The organism is Rhizobium sp. BK196, assembly GCF_014193255.1.
Classification (GTDB): domain Bacteria; phylum Pseudomonadota; class Alphaproteobacteria; order Rhizobiales; family Rhizobiaceae; genus Rhizobium.
Genome location: NZ_JACHZB010000001.1, coordinates 705,755 through 723,599, shown reverse-complemented (window position 1 = coordinate 723,599; position 17,845 = coordinate 705,755). Strand labels below are relative to the sequence as shown.

General features: G+C 61.3%; 14 protein-coding genes and 1 pseudogene. 13 read left to right on the top strand and 2 right to left on the bottom strand.

Annotation, left to right across the window (positions count from 1 at the left end; genetic code table 11):
- The first annotated feature begins 1 nt into the window (after position 1).
- The 4 genes from ftsW to murB are packed head-to-tail and all read left to right on the top strand — an operon-like array spanning position 2 to position 4,670.
- The gene (ftsW, locus tag FHT78_RS03835) at positions 2-1,156 is read left to right on the top strand and encodes a putative lipid II flippase FtsW (RefSeq protein WP_183740751.1); all 1,155 of its coding nucleotides are present in this window, start codon (positions 2-4) and stop codon (positions 1,154-1,156) included.
- A gap of 6 nt (positions 1,157-1,162) precedes the next feature.
- Positions 1,163-2,287: an undecaprenyldiphospho-muramoylpentapeptide beta-N-acetylglucosaminyltransferase gene (gene murG, locus FHT78_RS03830; protein ID WP_183740748.1), complete on the top strand. Its 1,125-nt coding sequence runs from the start codon at positions 1,163-1,165 to the stop codon at positions 2,285-2,287.
- Complete coding sequence (gene murC, locus FHT78_RS03825; protein WP_183740745.1) at positions 2,284-3,699, top strand: UDP-N-acetylmuramate--L-alanine ligase; 1,416 nt, start codon at positions 2,284-2,286, stop codon at positions 3,697-3,699. The genes murG and murC overlap by 4 nt, the downstream gene beginning before the upstream one ends.
- Positions 3,696-4,670, top strand: a complete 975-nt coding sequence (murB, locus tag FHT78_RS03820) for a UDP-N-acetylmuramate dehydrogenase (protein WP_183740742.1) — start codon at positions 3,696-3,698, stop codon at positions 4,668-4,670. Before murC ends, murB begins: the two co-directional genes overlap by 4 nt.
- 3 nt (positions 4,671-4,673) lie before the next feature.
- Here the strand turns inward: murB and FHT78_RS03815 are convergent, their stop codons facing one another.
- Together FHT78_RS03815 and FHT78_RS03810 are read right to left on the bottom strand one after the other, a co-directional pair.
- On the bottom strand, positions 4,674-5,603 hold the full coding sequence (locus FHT78_RS03815) for an SDR family oxidoreductase (protein WP_183740738.1): 930 nt from the start codon (positions 5,601-5,603) through the stop codon (positions 4,674-4,676).
- 114 nt (positions 5,604-5,717) lie between these two features.
- Entirely contained in the window at positions 5,718-7,013 is a 1,296-nt protein-coding gene (locus FHT78_RS03810) for an MFS transporter (protein WP_183740735.1), read from the bottom strand.
- A gap of 289 nt (positions 7,014-7,302) precedes the next feature.
- On the opposite strand from FHT78_RS03810, the pseudogene aqpZ reads away from it, so the two are divergent.
- The 9 genes and pseudogenes from aqpZ (at position 7,303) to FHT78_RS03765 (ending at position 17,841) form a co-directional block, all read left to right on the top strand.
- A pseudogene (gene aqpZ / locus FHT78_RS03805) lies at positions 7,303-7,985 on the top strand (aquaporin Z).
- Positions 7,986-8,260: 275 nt separating this feature from the next.
- Positions 8,261-9,187, top strand: coding sequence for a D-alanine--D-alanine ligase (locus tag FHT78_RS03800; protein WP_183741834.1), 927 nt, complete (start codon positions 8,261-8,263; stop codon positions 9,185-9,187).
- Positions 9,175-10,107 (top strand): cell division protein FtsQ/DivIB, encoded by a 933-nt coding sequence (locus FHT78_RS03795; protein ID WP_183740732.1) that lies wholly within the window; start codon positions 9,175-9,177, stop codon positions 10,105-10,107. The genes FHT78_RS03800 and FHT78_RS03795 overlap by 13 nt, the downstream gene beginning before the upstream one ends.
- Positions 10,104-11,435, top strand: a complete 1,332-nt coding sequence (ftsA, locus tag FHT78_RS03790) for a cell division protein FtsA (RefSeq protein WP_183740729.1) — start codon at positions 10,104-10,106, stop codon at positions 11,433-11,435. The genes FHT78_RS03795 and ftsA overlap by 4 nt, the downstream gene beginning before the upstream one ends.
- A 56-nt stretch (positions 11,436-11,491) precedes the next feature.
- Positions 11,492-13,213 (top strand): cell division protein FtsZ, encoded by a 1,722-nt coding sequence (ftsZ, locus tag FHT78_RS03785; RefSeq protein WP_183740726.1) that lies wholly within the window; start codon positions 11,492-11,494, stop codon positions 13,211-13,213.
- Between the two features lie 260 nt (positions 13,214-13,473).
- Entirely contained in the window at positions 13,474-14,430 is a 957-nt protein-coding gene (gene lpxC, locus FHT78_RS03780; RefSeq protein WP_183740723.1) for a UDP-3-O-acyl-N-acetylglucosamine deacetylase, read from the top strand.
- Between the two features lie 272 nt (positions 14,431-14,702).
- Positions 14,703-15,572: an outer membrane protein assembly factor BamD gene (locus tag FHT78_RS03775; protein ID WP_183740720.1), complete on the top strand. Its 870-nt coding sequence runs from the start codon at positions 14,703-14,705 to the stop codon at positions 15,570-15,572.
- A gap of 5 nt (positions 15,573-15,577) precedes the next feature.
- Positions 15,578-17,251, top strand: a complete 1,674-nt coding sequence (gene recN, locus FHT78_RS03770; RefSeq protein WP_183740717.1) for a DNA repair protein RecN — start codon at positions 15,578-15,580, stop codon at positions 17,249-17,251.
- Positions 17,252-17,322: 71 nt separating this feature from the next.
- Positions 17,323-17,841, top strand: a complete 519-nt coding sequence (locus tag FHT78_RS03765) for a DUF6886 family protein (RefSeq protein WP_183740714.1) — start codon at positions 17,323-17,325, stop codon at positions 17,839-17,841.
- The last annotated feature ends 4 nt before the right edge of the window (positions 17,842-17,845 follow it).

The window sequence follows — 17,845 nt, the reverse complement described above, 5'->3', positions numbered from 1 at the left end:
CATGGTGAGCCGCGCGGAACGTGGAGCATTGGCCGATTGGTTCTGGACCATCGACCGTTTCTTCCTGGCCCTGTTCCTCTTCCTGATGGGCATCGGCTTCATGCTCTCCTTTGCGGCGTCGCCGGCGGTTGCCGAGCGCATCGGCCTGGAGCCTTTCCACTTCGTCAAGCGCCATGCGGCCTTCATGATCCCGTCGATTGCGGTCATGCTCGGCCTTTCCTTCCTGACGCCGCGCCAGGTGCGGCGCACCGCGATCATCCTGCTGATCGTGGCACTCGCCATGATGCTTCTGGCGCTATTCTTCGGAATCGAAGTCAAGGGATCCCGCCGCTGGGTGACGCTTGCGGGTATCTCCATTCAGCCTTCGGAATTTATGAAGCCGGCCTTCGTCGTCGTCTGCGCCTGGCTCTTTTCCGAACATGCCCGCCAGCCGGAAATCCCGGGCAACCTTTTTGCTATCATCCTGTTCGGCATGGTCGCAGCCCTTCTCGTGGCGCAACCCGACCTTGGCCAGACGATCCTGACGACGGCCGTCTGGGGCGGCATGTTCTTCATGGCCGGCATGCCCTGGCTCTGGATCATCGTGCTCGGCGCCGGTGGTGCAGGCGGCCTCGTGACGGCGTATTATGTCTTTCCGCACGTAGCGGGGCGAATCGACAAGTTCCTGACCGGCGAGGGCGATACGTTCCAGATCGATACCGCCCGCGAGGCGATCATTCGGGGCGACTGGTTCGGGCAGGGGCCGGGCGAGGGCATCGTCAAGCGCATCATCCCGGACGCCCATACCGACTTCATCTTCTCGGTTGCGGCCGAGGAATTCGGCATCGTCTTCTGCATCGCGCTCGTCGCCATCTTCACGGTGCTGGTGCTGCGCGGCCTGTCGCATGCTTATCGCGAACGCAACGACTTCAATCGCTTTGCCGTCGCCGGCCTCGTGCTGCAGATGGGCATACAGTCGATTATTAACATCGGCGTCAATCTCGAACTGCTGCCGGCAAAGGGCATGACGCTGCCGCTGATTTCCTATGGTGGTTCGTCGATGGTGGCGATCTGCGTGACGGCCGGCTTCATTCTGGCGCTGACGCGCCATCGCCCGGAAAAACGTGCGCAGGACCGGAGCCTCTTCCGCGTGCCGCACGGCATGCCGGCGGAGTAAGGTATTATGAGCAAGGGCATTGTCCTTCTTGCCGCCGGAGGAACCGGCGGTCACGTCTTTCCGGCCGAAGCGCTCGCCTTCAAGCTGAAGGAGCGCGGCTATTCCGTGCATCTCGTTACAGACAGTCGTGCTGAACGCTATGCCGGCAAGTTTCCGGCCGATGAGATCCATGTCGTGCCGTCGGCAACGATCGGTTCCAAGAATCCCGTGGCCGTTGCCCGTACTCTGTGGAAGCTCTGGACCGGAATGCGCGCCGCAAAGCGGCTGATCCAGAGGTGGAAGCCCGTTGTCGTCGTTGGCTTCGGTGGGTATCCGACCGTGCCGCCGTTGCTTGCCGCCACCCGCCTCGGCGTACCCTCGATGCTGCATGAGCAGAATGCTGTAATGGGGCGCGCCAACAAGGCGCTCGCGCCGCGCGTCCGGGCGATTGCCGGCGGCTTCCTGCCCGAGAGCGGCGGCACGTTTTCCGACAAGACGATTACAACCGGCAATCCCGTGCGGCCGGCGATCCTTGCCGCGGCCGAACAGCCTTACATGCCGTCGCATCCGGGCGAGGATTTCAATCTTGTGGTCTTCGGCGGCAGCCAGGGCGCGCAATATTTCTCCAAGGCGATGCCGACGGCGATCAGCCTTCTCGATGATGCGCTGCGCACGCGGTTGAAGGTGACACAGCAGGTTCGCCCCGAGGATATGGAGATGGTGCGGGGTTGTGTGGCGCAGCTGCAGATGGGTGCCGATATCGCGCCGTTTTTCAATGATATGGCGGAGCGCCTTGCCAGGGCACATCTGGTCATCTGCCGCTCCGGAGCGTCGACGGTTTCGGAAATATCCGTCATCGGCCGCCCAGCCGTGCTCGTGCCTTATCCCCATGCGCTCGACCATGACCAGGCTGCCAATGCGGCGGCGCTGGCAGCGACCGGCGGAGCCAAAGTGATCGCACAGTCGGAGCTTTCGCCCGAACGCATCGCTTCCATCCTGACGCATGTGATGAACGATCCGGAGAAGCTCGCGAGCATGGCGGCTGCCGCCAAGCTTGCGGGAAAACCTGACGCAGCGAACTTGCTTGCCGACATGGTTGAGGCTATTGCCGCCGGCAAGACAGTTGCAGAATTCAAGGGGGCACGTGCATGAAGCTGCCGAAGGCAATCGGCCTCGTCCATTTCATCGGCATTGGCGGTATCGGCATGAGCGGTATCGCCGAGGTGCTGCATAATCTCGGCCACAGGGTGCAGGGGTCGGATCAGGCCGACAGTGCCAATGTGCAGCGCCTGCGCGACAAGGGCATCGAGGTCTTCGTAGGCCACAAGGCGGAAAACCTCGGCGATGCCGAAGTCGTCGTGGTCTCGACCGCGATCAAGAAGAGCAATCCGGAACTCATCGCCGCGCGCGAAAAACTCCTGCCTGTCGTGCGCCGCGCCGAAATGCTCGCCGAGCTGATGCGCTTCCGCAATGCGATTGCCATCGGCGGCACGCATGGCAAGACGACGACCACTTCGCTGGTCGCTACGCTGCTCGAAGCCGGCGGGCTGGATCCGACGGTCATCAATGGCGGCATCATCAATGCCTACGGCACGAATGCGCGAATGGGCGAGGGTGAGTGGATGGTGGTCGAAGCGGACGAATCCGACGGCACCTTCCTGAAGCTGCCCGCCGACGTCGCTGTCGTGACCAATATCGATCCTGAGCATCTCGACCATTACGGCAATTTCGATGCGGTTCGCGCCGCCTTCCGGCAGTTCGTCGAGAACGTCCCTTTTTACGGCTTCGGTGTCATGTGCCTCGATCATCCCGAGGTTCAGGCCCTGGTCAGTCGTATCGAAGACCGCAAGGTCATCACCTACGGCGAAAACCCACAGGCCGATGTGCGCTTCATGAATGTGCGCATCGACGGCACGCGCTCGATTTTCGATGTCGAAATTCGCCGCCGCCGTACGGGACAGGTCATCAGGCTCGATGATCTCATCATGCCGATGCCCGGCCGTCACAATATCTCGAATGCCACAGCGGCCATTGCCGTCGCCAACCGGCTCGGCATGTCCCGCGAGGATATAGCCAAAGGGCTTGCCTCCTTCGGCGGCGTCAAGCGTCGCTTCACGCTGACGGGCGAATGGAACGGCGTGCAGGTCTTCGACGACTACGGCCATCATCCGGTCGAGATCAAGGCGGTGCTGCGCGCCGCTCGCGAGGCCTGCAAGGGGCGGATCATCGCCGTACACCAGCCTCACCGCTATACCCGCCTGTCGAGCCTATTCGAGGAATTTGCCGCCTGCTTTAATGATGCGGACAGTATTTTCATCGCGCCCGTCTACGCTGCAGGTGAAGAGGCCATCGAGGGTGCGGATTCGGAATCGCTGGTTTCCCGCATCAAATCGGGTGGTCATCGCGACGCGCGCTTCCTTCCTTCGGCTGAAGCTCTACCTCAGATGGTAGCAGAGATTGCAAAGCCCGGGGACTTTGTGGTTCTCCTGGGTGCTGGTAGCATTACATATTGGGCAGCAGCGCTGCCGAAGCAGTTGCAAGACCTTTCAGGAAAGTCCGCATGAAACAGGTTAACGGGGAAAAGCTTCTTGCCTCTCTCGGAGAGGGCGTAAAGGACATTCGCGGCCGACTGACGCCGGATGCCCCCATGGACCGCGTCACCTGGTTCCGCGCCGGCGGACTGGCCGAGCTGATGTTCCAGCCGCATGACGAAGAGGATCTGATTGCCTTCCTGAAGATCCTGCCGGATGAAGTGCCGCTGACGGTCGTCGGCGTCGGCTCGAATATTCTGGTGCGCGATGGCGGCATTCCGGGAGTCGTGCTGCGCCTGTCGGCCAAGGGCTTCGGCTTTGTCGAACTCGCAGGCGAAAACCGCATTCTCGCCGGTGCCATCTGCCCTGACAAGCATGTTGCCGCCATGGCGATGGACAATGGCATTGGCGGTTTCGCCTTCTACTACGGCATTCCAGGCGGTATCGGCGGTGCTGCGCGCATGAACGCCGGCGCCAATGGCGCGGAAACGAAGGATCGTCTCATCGAGGTGCGGGCAATCGACCGCAAGGGCAACAGGCATGTGCTGTCGAATGCCGAGATGGGCTATTCCTATCGCCACTCTGACGCTGCTGACGACCTGATCTTCACGTCGGTGCTGTTCGAGGGCTATCCCGACGACCGCGCGAAGATTCGCGCTGAAATGGATGCCGTGCGCAATCACCGCGAGACGGTGCAGCCGATTCGCGAAAAGACCGGTGGTTCGACTTTCAAGAATCCCGAGGGTCATTCCGCGTGGAAGCTGATCGACGAGGCGGACTGCCGTGGTTTGGTCATCGGCAGCGCGCAGATGTCGTCTCTTCACTGCAACTTCATGATCAACATGGGGCAGGCGACGGGCTATGATCTCGAATATCTCGGTGAAGAAGTGCGCCGCAAGGTTTTCGAAACGGCGGGCATCAAGCTCGAATGGGAAATCAAGCGTCTCGGCCTTTTCATGCCGGACCGCGAGGTTCGCCCGTTCCAGGGCGTCACGACGGAGTAGGCGCTACTTTACCGCGAGCCTCAGTCCTTCACGCGGCGTGACGACGGGTTTCCAGCCCAACACGTCACGTGCGTGGGAAATGTCGACCTGCAGCGAGCCGCAGAGGCGCTGGTAGACGGCTTCCTTTCCGATGATCCTGGCCGCCATATGCATCAGCGATGGCGGGAAGGGGAGCAGCTTGGGCTTGACGCCGAGACCAGCGGCGATCCCTTCGATTAGTCCCGGTGTCGATAAGTCTTCGCCATCTCCCGCGAGAAAGGTCTCGCCAGCGGCGGCGGGATGCTGCATGCCGGTGATGATGAGATCGACGAGGTTCTGCACGGCGACCAGCGTGCGACTGTTTTTCAGCGAGGCAAAAGGCAGGGGCAATTTCTTGCGGACAAGCCCGACCAGCAGGGCGAAGTTACCGCGCGCGCCGGGGCCATAAACCAGCGGGGGGCGGATGATGACGACATCCATGCCAGTACGGGCGGAGATCTCGCGCAGGCCGATTTCGCTTTCCAATTTGGAAATGCCGTAGGGATCGAGCGGCTTCGGCGCATCATCGTGCCGAAACGGCCGATCAGTTTCTTCGCCGTTGACCTTGATGGTGCTGATGAAGACGAAGCGCTTCACGCCCGCTCGGGCTGCCTGTTCGGCAAGATTGAGTGTTGAGGCGGTGTTGGCCCGGCGGAAATCCGCCAGAGGATCGGCCGAGCGATCATTCATGATATGAACGCGGGCAGCAAGATGGACGATGACATCGACGCCTTCGATCGCTGCAGTCCAATCAGTCTTCTCGGTGATATCGATAAGGAAATGCCTGATGTCAGGCGGGAATGCTGGTGTCGCGGATCGTGTCGTGACCGTTACATCGCAAATCCGCTCTTTGCGCAGACGTTCGATTAGGGGAGCGCCGACGAAGCCGGCTGCGCCGGTGACGAGGCATCGCATGATCTTCTCCCTGTTCGGCCCATGGAGGTCTTCGCTAACCGGAACTGGCGGTCGCATCAATAAAAAAAGCCGCGACGGTGTGCGTCGCGGCTTCTTGTTCAGGAAGTATGAAGTTCAGACTTCCTCGCGGCCCGATAACCGGATGCAGATCAGTGAGATCGCAGCCGAGGCGGCGAGGTAATAGCCGACATAGTTCAGGCTGTAGTTGGTCGCGAGCCAGGTGGCGATATAGGGGGCGAGCGAAGCTCCGAAGATGCCGCCGAGGTTGAAGGTCATCGAGGCGCCGGTGTAGCGCACCATGGTTGGGAAGGGGGCTGCGAGCGCTGCGCCGATCGGACCGTAGGTGAAGCCCATCAGGCCAAGCCCGATGATCGAGCACAGGAAGGCGCCTGTGAGGCCCGCCGTCAGCAGGCTCGCATAGAAGAAGCCGAAGATGGCAATGGCGATCGTCGTCAGTGTCAGGATCATGCGACGCGAGTAACGATCAGACAGCCAGCCGGAGAGCGGGATCGTCAGGCCGAAGAAGACGACGCCGACGAGCTGAACGACGAGGAACTGCTCACGCGTGTAGCCGAGTTTCGTCGTGCCCCAGGACAGCGTGAAGACCGTCATCAGGTAGAAGAGCACAAAAGTGGCAACGGCGATGAACGTGCCGAGAATCAGGCTGCGCAGATGACCGCGGAAGACGGTGGCGACTGGAACGGCGACGCGCTCGTGCTTTTCGACGGCCTTCTGGAATTCCGGCGTTTCCGCAATCTTCAAGCGGACGTAGAGACCGACGGCGACCAATGCCAGACTGGCGATGAAGGGAATGCGCCAGCCATAGGCGAGGAAGTCCTCGTTGCTCATGGTTTCCGCCAAGATCAGGAAGAAGCCGGAGGAAAGGATGAAGCCGATCGGCGCGCCGAGCTGAGGGAACATGGCGTACCAGCTGCGCTTGCCGGGAGGAGCGTTTTCCGTCGCGAGCAGCACCGCGCCGCCCCATTCGCCGCCGAGGCCGAGGCCCTGGCCGAAGCGGCACAGCGCAAGCAGCAGCGGAGCGGCGATGCCGATCGCATCGTAGCCCGGCAGAATACCGATCACCACGGTCGACAGGCCCATGGTCATCAGGGCTGCCACCAGCGTCGCCTTGCGGCCGACCTTATCGCCGAAATGGCCGAAGACCACGGCGCCGAAGGGGCGGGCGAAGAAGGCGATCGAGAAGGTCACCAGCGACTGCAGCAGCGCAGAGGTTGGATCGCTCGACGGAAAGAAGAGGTGCGGGAAAACGAGGACGGCTGCCGTCGCATAGACGTAGAAGTCGAAGAATTCGATCGTGGTGCCGATGAGGCTAGCGATCAGGACGCGTGCGGGGGAATTGACCTGCGTGCTGCTCGAAGGGCTCGGCGATACTGAGATCGCGTCTGTCATGTTCATTCCAATCAGTATTTTATCGATTTGCTTGAGAGCTGTCGCTCTTAACGCAATTTTAAGGCTGAGAAAATGCCCGCACACGCAAGAATATGACACAAGAGAGATGATCCGCCGATGGGGCGAGGTCGCCTCGATGCGGCACGGTCTGCCAAGCGTGGCGATTTCTCAGCCTTGCCTCAGGCTTGCCGTGGGTTGGTTCCGAATCTTGACCGGAATCGGATTGCAATCGATTTATGGAAAACCCTCTAGTTGAGGAAATGGAAGGGCACATATGCAAAAACGTCTTGTGCAAAAAAGTCTTGCTGCTGAGTTTTTCGGTACGTTCTGGTTGGTCTTCGGCGGATGCGGCAGTGCCGTGCTGGCGGCCGCGTATCCAGAACTTGGAATCGGCTTTGCCGGCGTGGCGCTGGCCTTTGGTTTGACCGTCGTCACCATGGCCTATGCCGTGGGCGGTCCGGCGGTCATTTCAATCCGGCCGTCTCTCTCGGCCTTGTCGTTGCGGGACGTTTTCCCGCGACGCGTCTCATTCCTTATATCACCGCGCAGGTGATCGGTGCCATCGCCGCTGCCGCAGCGCTCTACCTCATCGCCAGTGGCAAAGCGGGTTTCGATCTCGGCGGGTTCGCCGCCAACGGATATGGCGAACATTCTCCGGGCGCTTATTCGTTGCTTTCGGCACTGCTGATCGAAATTCTCCTGACCATGTTCTTCCTGATCATCATCCTGGGATCGACCAGCAGCAGGGTGCCTGCCGGCTTTGCGCCGCTTGCGATCGGCCTCGGGTTGACGCTGATTCATCTCGTCTCGATCCCCGTTACGAACACCTCCGTCAATCCTGCGCGTTCGACCGGGCAGGCGCTTTTCGTCGGCGGTTGGGCGCTGCAGCAACTCTGGCTGTTCTGGATCGCGCCGCTTGCTGGGGGTGCGATTGGCGGCCTCGTCTGGAAGTTCTTCGGCGATAAGGACTGATCGCAAAACATCGCTGCATGCCATTGAACCCGCGTGGTTTTTCCGTGCGGTTTTTTTGTTTTCCAGCGTGCTTGCGACTTATTCACTGCGATATTCGAGGGATCGAAACGGCAGAAAAATGAAGCATACGGCAAGGCGGAGTTAACGAAAGTAAACGATTCGTTAACCATAATGATGCTCTAATGCACCCAAGTCAGACAAAGACCACGAACCGCGCAGACCAGCTTCGCGCAAGCCTCGGTTCGGCAGAGTGGAAGTTATTTTTGGGGGTGTTGATGAGTCGCGAGCACGTAGCTGTCCTGATGGGCGGATTTTCCTCGGAGAGGCCTGTCAGCCTTTCCTCGGGGAAGGCGTGTGCCGATGCTCTCGAAGGTGAAGGTTTCAAGGTGACGCGCATCGATGTCGAGCGCGACATTTCCGAAAAGCTTTCTGCTCTGAAGCCCGATGTTGTCTTCAATGCCTTACATGGGCCTTTCGGCGAGGACGGCACCATTCAGGGCATTCTCGAATATCTGCAGATTCCATATACGCATTCGGGTGTGCTTGCCTCCGCGCTTGCCATGGACAAGGGCCGGGCGAAGCGTGTGGCTGGGGCCGCCGGTGTTCCGGTCGCCGAATCGCAGGTTCTGAATCGCTTCTCGTTCCCGTCGGAGCATCCGATGAAGGCGCCCTATGTGGTCAAGCCGGTGCGCGAAGGTTCCAGTTTCGGCGTCGTCATCGTCGGTGAGGATCAGGCGCATCCGCCACAGGTTATCGGCTCGGACGAATGGCGTTATGGCGAGGAAGTCATCGTCGAGCGCTACATCCATGGTCGCGAGTTGACCTGCGGTGTGATGGGCGATCAACCCATGGATGTCATCGAGGTGGTACCACAGGGCCACAATTTCTATGATTACGACTCCAAGTATGCGTCGGGTGGCTCAAAACATGTCTTGCCGGCTAAAATTTCACCGAAAATTTACCAAAAAATACAAACATTGGCATTAAGGGCGCATCAAGCAATCGGTTGCCGCGGCGTCAGTCGGTCCGACTTTCGTTACGACGATCGTTTTTCCGAAGACGGCGAGATCATCTGGCTGGAGGTCAATACCCAGCCAGGCATGACTCCAACCTCCCTTGTGCCCGAAATGGCCGGCCATGCCGGATATTCCTTTGGTGCATTTCTCCGGTGGATGGTGGAGGACGCGTCTTGTTTGCGTTGACGGTCAAAAGGATAGGGCGCCCCAGCCGTTACATCGAGCTTCCGATTGCGGAAGCCGACGAGCGTCGCGTGCTGCCGCGTCCGCTGCGCCGAGTCGTGCGCTTCTTCGTCAGCCTCGGTAGCGGGCGCATCCATATCCCCGCACACACGGGCACGGTTTCTGCACTCGGTTTCCTGGCTGCGACCGGTCTCTATGGCATGTCACTCGGCGGCCATACGGAAGCGGTCGCGCAGGCAACGACCAGCGCTGTCGGTTTTGCTATCGAGGACGTGAAGGTTTCCGGCAACAATCAGACCTCCGAAATCGAGATTCTTCAGCTTCTCGGCCTTGATGGCGCGACATCGCTCGTCGCTCTCGATGTTGATGCCGCGCGCCAGAAGATCGCGCGTCTTCCGTGGGTCGAGAATGTCGAAGTCCGCAAGGTCTATCCGAAGACGATCGAGGTGAAGCTCTCGGAGCGCGTCGCCTATGCCATTTGGCAGCACGGGCAGGAGCTTTCGCTGATCGAGAAGAGCGGCAGCGTGATCGCGCCGCTTCGGGACAATAAATTCTCGAGCTTGCCGCTCGTCGTCGGCCGTGATGCCGAAACGGCTGCTGCGTCCATCGAGGATGCGTTTTCCAAGTGGCCTGACGTCAAGGCCCGCGTGAAGGCATATGTCTGGGTGTCCGGCCGCCGGTGGGATCTGCACATGGACAACGGCGTCGTCGTCAAGCTGCCGGAAGATGATGTCGACCAGGCGCTCGCGACGCTTTCGAAATTCGATAGGGAACAACAGCTTCTGGAGCGCGATATCGCTGCAGTCGATCTCAGGCTGCCGGACCGCACGACGATCCAGCTGACGCCGGAGGCGGCTGCCCGCCGGCAGGCAGCGGTCGCAACGCGCACCAAGGACTTGAAGAAGGCGGGGCAGAATATATGAGCTTGTTCGGTTCATCCCATTTTGGATTGCCGCGCCTGAAGCCGCTTTCGTCGAAGCGGTCGCATATCGTTTCGGTGCTCGACATCGGTTCGACCAAGGTCGTCTGCATGATCGGCCGGCTGACGCCGCGCGAGGAAAGCCAGATCCTGCCAGGCCGCACGCATAATATCGAGATCATCGGTATCGGCCATCAGCGTTCGCGCGGCATCAAGACCGGCGTGATCGCCGATCTCGACGCGCTGGAAGGCGTCATCCGTCTTGCCGTCGATGCGGCCGAGCGCATGGCGGGCCTCACCGTCGAGAGCCTGATCGTCAATCTGACGGCCGGTCGTCTCGGCAGCGACATTTATACCGCGACCATCGATCTCGGCGGCCAGGAAGTCGAGCTGAACGACCTGAAAAAGGTGCTTTCGGCCGCCTGCCAGCAGTCGCTGCGCCAGGACCGGGCCGTCCTGCATTCGCTGGCGACTGGTTTCTCGCTCGACGGCGAACGCGGCATCCGCGATCCGCTGGCGATGTATGGCGATGCGCTCGGCGTCGACATGCATGTCGTGACCGCGGAACGTTCGGCGCTCAAAAATCTCGAGCTCAGCGTCAATCGCGCGCATCTTTCGGTGGAAGGAATCGTTGCAACGCCTTATGCATCCGGTCTTGCCGCACTCGTCGACGATGAAGTCGAACTTGGCTGTGCGGCCATCGATATGGGCGGCGGCACGACGACGATTTCGGTTTTTGCCGAGGGCAAGCTCGTTCATACCGATGCTGTCGGCCTCGGCGGTCATCATGTGACGACCGACCTCGCACGCGGCCTTTCCACCCGGATCGAGGATGCGGAACGTTTGAAGGTGGTTCACGCTTCGGCGCTGACCAACTCTTCCGACGAGCGTGAGCTGATCTCCATTCCGCCGATCGGCGAGGATGATCGAGATCAGCCGTCGCAGGTGCCGCGGGCTCTGGTGTCGCGCATCGTTTCTGCTCGCATCGAGGAGACGATGGAACTTATCCGCGACCGTATCCAGCGTTCAGGCTTCAGCCCGATCGTCGGCAAACGCGTCGTGCTGACGGGCGGTGCCAGCCAGCTCACCGGCCTTGCCGAAGTGGCACGGCGCATCCTGGCCCGTAACGTCCGTATCGGCCGTCCGATGGGCGTCTCGGGCCTGCCAACGGCAGCCAAGGGACCGGCTTTTTCGACGGCTGTCGGGCTGATGATCTATCCGCAGGTGGCGGACATGGAAACACATGCGTCACAGAGCAGCCTGCTCATGTCGCTTGGAGGTAATAACAGTCGCATCGCCCGCATGGGCCAGTGGCTGAAGGAAAGCTTTTGAAATTGAGTGAATTGGCCGGCGTGGCGATGCGGCCAGAGAGAGAAGGAACAGGTACCATGACTATCAAGCTGCAAAAGCCTGACATCACCGAGCTGAAGCCGCGCATCACCGTGTTCGGCGTCGGCGGCGGCGGCGGCAATGCCGTCAATAACATGATCTCGGCCGGTCTCCAGGGTGTCGACTTCGTCGTCGCCAACACGGATGCCCAGGCGCTGACCATGACGAAGGCCGAACGGGTCATCCAACTCGGCGCCAACGTCACCGAGGGCCTCGGCGCCGGTTCGCAGCCTGAAGTCGGCCGTGCGGCCGCCGAAGAGTGCATCGACGAGATCATCGATCACCTGAACGGCACGCATATGTGCTTCGTCACTGCCGGCATGGGCGGCGGCACCGGCACGGGTGCTGCTCCCGTCGTCGCACAGGCCGCCCGCAACAAGGGCATCCTGACCGTCGGCGTGGTCACCAAGCCGTTCCATTTCGAAGGCGGACGCCGCATGCGTCTGGCCGAATCCGGCATTCAGGAACTGCAGAAGTCTGTCGATACGCTCATCGTCATTCCGAACCAGAATCTCTTCCGCATCGCCAACGATAAGACGACCTTCGCCGACGCCTTCGCCATGGCTGACCAGGTTCTCTACTCGGGCGTTGCTTGCATCACCGACCTGATGGTCAAGGAAGGTCTCATCAACCTCGACTTCGCCGATGTCCGCTCGGTCATGCGCGAGATGGGTCGTGCGATGATGGGTACGGGCGAAGCCTCCGGTTCGGGCCGCGCGATGCAGGCTGCCGAAGCGGCGATCGCCAACCCGCTGCTCGACGAAACCTCGATGAAGGGTGCTCAGGGGCTGCTGATCTCCATCACCGGCGGTCGCGACCTCACGCTCTTCGAAGTCGATGAAGCTGCGACGCGCATCCGCGAAGAAGTTGATCCGGACGCCAACATCATCCTCGGAGCAACCTTCGACGAATCGCTCGAAGGCATTATCCGCGTCTCGGTCGTCGCCACCGGCATCGACCGCGCCATGGGTGAGGGCACCGACCGCGTGTTCCAGCCGGCAGCAAAGCCCGCTATCCGCCCCTCCGCGGCCGTTGCTCCGGCATCGGCCGCAGTTCAGCCTGCTCCGGTAATGCAGGCACCGAAGGCCGACCAGATTGCGCAGACCATCCGCGAAGCTGAAGTCGCGATGGAACGCGAACTGGAAATCCCGGCCCCGCGTGCCGCTGCTCCGCTGCAGCAGCCGGTGATGCAGGAAACCTTCCGTCCGCAGAGCAAGATCTTCGCTCCTGCGCCGGAAGCTGCCCCGGTCATGCGCCAGGCTCCGGTTCAGCCGGCTCCCGTCATGCAGCAGCCGGCTCCGCAGCCGGTCATGCAGCAGCAGCCGATGCACCAGCCGGTCCGCCAGGAACCGATCATCCGCCAGGCTCCCGAGCAGGTCCGCATGCCGAAGGTCGAGGACTTCCCGCCCGTCGTCCAGGCCGAGATCGACCACCGCTCGCAGCCCGTTTCCTCCCACGTCCAGGAAGAGCGCGGTCCGATGGGCCTGCTCAAGCGAATCACCAATTCGCTCGGCCGCCGCGACGAAGAGGTCGCTCCGGAAATGACATCCGCGCCGGCCGCTGCTTCGCAGCAGCGCCGTCCGCTGTCGCCGGAAGCAAGCCTCTACGCACCGCGCCGCGGCAACCTCGACGACCAGGGCCGCGCGGTTCCGCAGGCCAGGATGATGCAGGAAGACGACCAGCTGGAAATTCCGGCCTTCCTGCGCCGTCAGTCGAACTGAGAGAGCACTTCTCCACAGAAAACGCCCGGGACCGAAACCCCGGGCGTTTGCATTTCTAGATGCTTGAATTCTAAATGCTTTTGCCGCTGCGGATTTCGTAACAAATCGAAACGAACAGTGATTTGGATTGCAGCGCAGGTCCACGTAAGTATGAGGCAAGCGAGCTGCCCCAAGAGTCCGCTTCGAGCGGTTAGGGCGGCATAGAAGAAAGACCCGGCCGGTTGGCAGCAACGGGTACGGAAGAATAAAGGCAGAATTTTATGGGACTTGGCTTGCTGGGTTTTCAAACGACGGTATCGCGTCCGGTGACACTTTCGGGCATCGGCGTCCATTCGGGTGCCGACGTTTCGATCACCTTCAATCCGGCCGAAGCCGGCACGGGCGTGATTTTCCAGCGTGTTCACGAAAACGGCGACGTTACCGAACTGAAGGCTGTTTCCTCGCAAGTCGGCAATACCGATCTCTGCACCGTTCTCGGCTTCTCGCCGGCCCATTCCGTCGCGACGATCGAACATGTCATGGCAGCCGTCTATGCGCTCGGCCTCGATAACGTGGTCATCGAAGTCAACGGCGCCGAAATGCCGATCATGGATGGCAGCTCGGTTCCCTTCGTAGAAGCCATCGAGCAGGTCGGCCTCGTTTCCCTCGGCGTCAAGCGCCGCTACATCCGCATCACCAAGCCCGTTCGTATCGAGCATGGTGGTTCCTGGAGCGAGTTCCGCCCCTATGACGGCACGCGCTTCGAAGTCGAGATCGATTTCGAATGCCCGCTGATCGGCCGCCAGAAGTGGGAAGGCGATCTTACCGCCACCGTCTTCAAGGCAGAGCTGTCGCGGGCGCGCACCTTCGGCTTCATGCGTGATGTCGAGCGTCTGTGGGCTTCGGGCCATGCTCTCGGCTCCTCGCTCGAGAACTCGGTCGTCATTTCCGACGACAATACCGTCATCAATGTCGAAGGCCTGCGCTATGCCAAGGACGAGTTCGTGCGTCACAAGACGCTCGATGCCGTCGGCGATCTGGCGCTTGCCGGCGCACAGTTCATCGGCTGCTACCGTTCTTACCGCGGCGGCCACAAGATGAACGCCAACGCTCTCAAGGCGCTGCTCAGCGATCCCTCGGCTTATGAAGTGGTCGAGACGTCGATACCGCGCCAGCGCGTTGCCGTTCGCGAATTCATTGCAGTCAGCGCTCCGGAGTTCGCTCCCTGGTCGGCATGACCTCCAGTATACCAATTAAGGCCAGGGCCGCCTCCTAACCGAGGCGGTTTTTTTATGGGGAAGGGCGGATGGCGCGCCGATAGATGTTTTGCGGCATATATTTAGCCGCTGCCGCTTCGAATGCCGGTGAAAAGCCCGACATTCTCGGCGGTGCTGCCACAAAAATGCGTTAATGCGTGATCATTGCGTTGCTCTTGATAGGTATTTGTGGCTAGAAACGCCAGCTAGGCGTGGCTGCTGTGGAGTGGACGGCGGCGGTGGGATTCTTTCGAATGGCTTATGCAAGGTCTGACATGATGATGAAGACAGCGCGCGCTTTGCTCGCATCCGTGATGGTGCTGAGCGCAGGCGCCTTGATTTCCGGCTGCCAGTCGGACCCTGATATCGACATCACCAAGCTCGGCCTCGAAACCGATCCGCCTGATGTGCTCTACACCCAAGGCCTTGCCAACATGAAGGCCGGCAACATGGCCGAGGCGGCGCGCAAGTTCGATGCGATCGATGCGCAGAATCCTTTCTCGGAATGGGCGCGCAAAGCGCTCGTGATGAGCACCTTCGTCAAGTACCGCCAGGGCCGCTTCGACGACGCGCTTGCATCGGGCAACAAATATATGGCGCAGTATCCGAAGTCCAAGGATGCGGCTTACGTGCAGTATCTCGTGGGTCTGACCTATTCCAAGCAGATCGTCGACGTGACGCAGGACCAGCGCGCGGCGCAGAAGACGATCGAGGCGATGCAGGCCGTCGTCGACAATTATCCCGACTCCGAGTACGTCGATGACGCGCAGGCCAAGATCCGTTTTGCGCGCGACCAGCTCGCCGGCAAGGAGATGCAGGTCGGCCGCTACTATATGGAGCGCAAGGAATATCTCGCCGCGATCTCGCGCTTCCGCATCGTCGTCGAAAAGTATCCGAACACGAATCAGGTCGAGGAGGCGCTCGCCCGTCTCGTCGAAGCCTATTATGCGATGGGCGTCGTCGAAGAGGCCCAGACTGCCGCTGCCGTTCTCGGTCACAATTATCCCGACAGCCAGTGGTATGCTGATTCTTACAAGCTGCTGCAGTCGGGTGGCGCGGAGCCGCGTGAAAACAAGGGTTCGTGGATCGCTGCAGCGGGCAAGAAACTCCTTCTCGGTTCCTGAGGCCAATGCTGATCCAGCTTTCGATCCGCGATATCGTTCTGATCGAGCGGCTGGATCTTGCCTTCGAGACCGGCCTCTCCGTGCTGACGGGTGAGACGGGTGCCGGCAAATCCATCCTGCTCGACAGTCTTTCGCTGGCCCTTGGCGGGCGCGGCGACGGCAATCTCGTGCGTCATGGCGAGGACAAGGGTCAGGTGACGGCCGTCTTCGATGTCGGCATGGATCACGGTGTCCGAAAGCTTCTGCGCGAGAACGGCATCGATGACGAAGGCGACCTGATCTTCCGCCGCCAGCAATCCTCAGACGGGCGCACCAAGGCCTATGTGAATGACCAGCCCGTCAGCGTGCAGCTGATGCGCCAGGCGGGCCAGATGCTGGTCGAGATCCACGGTCAGCACGACGACCGTGCGCTTGTCGATACAAACGCCCACAGAACGCTGCTGGACGCCTTTGCCGGCATCAGCGAGGACGTGCAGGACGTAGCCGCGCTTTACCGCCAGTGGCGCGATAGCGAGCGCACCTTGAAGAAGCACCGCGAGAAGGTCGAGGCGGCGGCCCGCGAGGCGGACTATCTGCGCGCCTCCGTCGAAGAGCTCGATAAGCTCTCGCCGCGCGATGGCGAAGAGGATGAGCTTGCCGACCGGCGCCAGAAGATGATGAAGGCGGAGCGTATCGCCGGCGATATTGCCGAGGCTTCCGAGTTCCTGAACGGCAATGCCTCTCCCGTGCCGCATATCGCTTCGCTGGTGCGCCGTCTGGAGCGCAAGAGCCATGAGGCGCCCGGCCTGCTGGAAGACACCGTAGCGCTGCTCGACGCCGCTTTGGACCAGCTTTCCAACGCGCAGATGGAAGTCGAGGCTGCACTGCGCAAGACGGAATATGATCCGAAGGAACTCGAGCGTGTCGAGGAGCGGCTGTTTGCGCTGCGCGCTGCCTCCCGCAAATATTCCGTTCCCGTCACCGAGCTTCCCGCTCTTGCCGTGCGGATGATCAGCGATCTTGCCGATCTGGACGCTGGCGAGGAGCGGCTTTCCAAGCTCGAAGTGGAAGTCGGGGTCGCCAAGGCGAATTATGATGCGGCGGCGCGCTCGCTTTCGGAGAAGCGTCACCATGCCGGCGATGCGCTGGCGCAGGCTGTGATGGCCGAGCTGCCGGCGCTGAAGCTCGAGCGCGCACGTTTCATGGTGGAGATCACCACCGATGCGGAGGAGGCGACGGCCGAGGGCATCGATGTCGTCGAATTCCACGTCCAGACCAATCCCGGCACGCGTCCAGGCTCGATCATGAAGGTCGCCTCGGGCGGCGAGCTCTCGCGCTTCCTGCTGGCGCTGAAGGTGGCGCTTGCCGACCGCGGTTCGGCGCCGACGCTCGTCTTCGACGAAATCGACACCGGTGTCGGCGGCGCCGTGGCGGACGCGATCGGCCAGCGGCTGAAGCGGCTTTCCGAGCGCGTGCAGGTTCTCTCCGTCACCCATGCGCCGCAGGTGGCGGCACGGGCCGCCACGCATCTCCTGATCTCAAAGGGGCCGTCCGGCGACGGTACCGACATGATCGCGACGCGCGTCGCCACAATGGCCCAGAAGGACCGCACGGAAGAGATCGCCCGCATGCTTGCCGGTGCCTCCGTGACGGAAGAGGCGAGGGCGGCTGCGGCGCGTCTGTTGTCGGGGAACGCCTAGGCATTCACGCCGGTAACAAGGCTTGGTCACTGCGCTATCAGGCGTCATTCATCGGTGAGGTGCTGCAATCCATGCCGCTTTTCCATTTCAGCGACGATCCCGCCATTACGGTTTTCGAGCCGCGCCCGGCGCGTATTGCCTCCGGTCGTCCGCCGGGGCGAGAATGGCTGAACGGGCCGCTCGTCTGGGCGATCGATGAAAACAACGACTTCATGTACCTCTTTCCGCGCGATTGTCCGCGTATTCTGATCTGGGCGACGCCCGAGACGTCAGACGAAGATCGCCGCTTGCTCGGCGACTGGCGGGGTGCCGCCTATATCGAGCGCGGCTGGCTGGCGCGGCTGGGGGCCGAGGCGATCAATCGTTACGACATGCCGATCGACGGTTTTGAAGATCTGCAGGATGCGGGGATGTGGGTGTCGCGCAGGACGGTTCTGCCGCTTGGCCGCACCGTCCTGTCCGGCCTCGATCGCGAATTTGCGCCCCGCGGCATCGAGCTCCGTGTCGTTGACAGCCTGACGCCGTTGAAGGCCCTGAGAGACAGCACATTGCATGTCAGCGGCATCAGACTGCGCAACGCACAGCCATAATTCA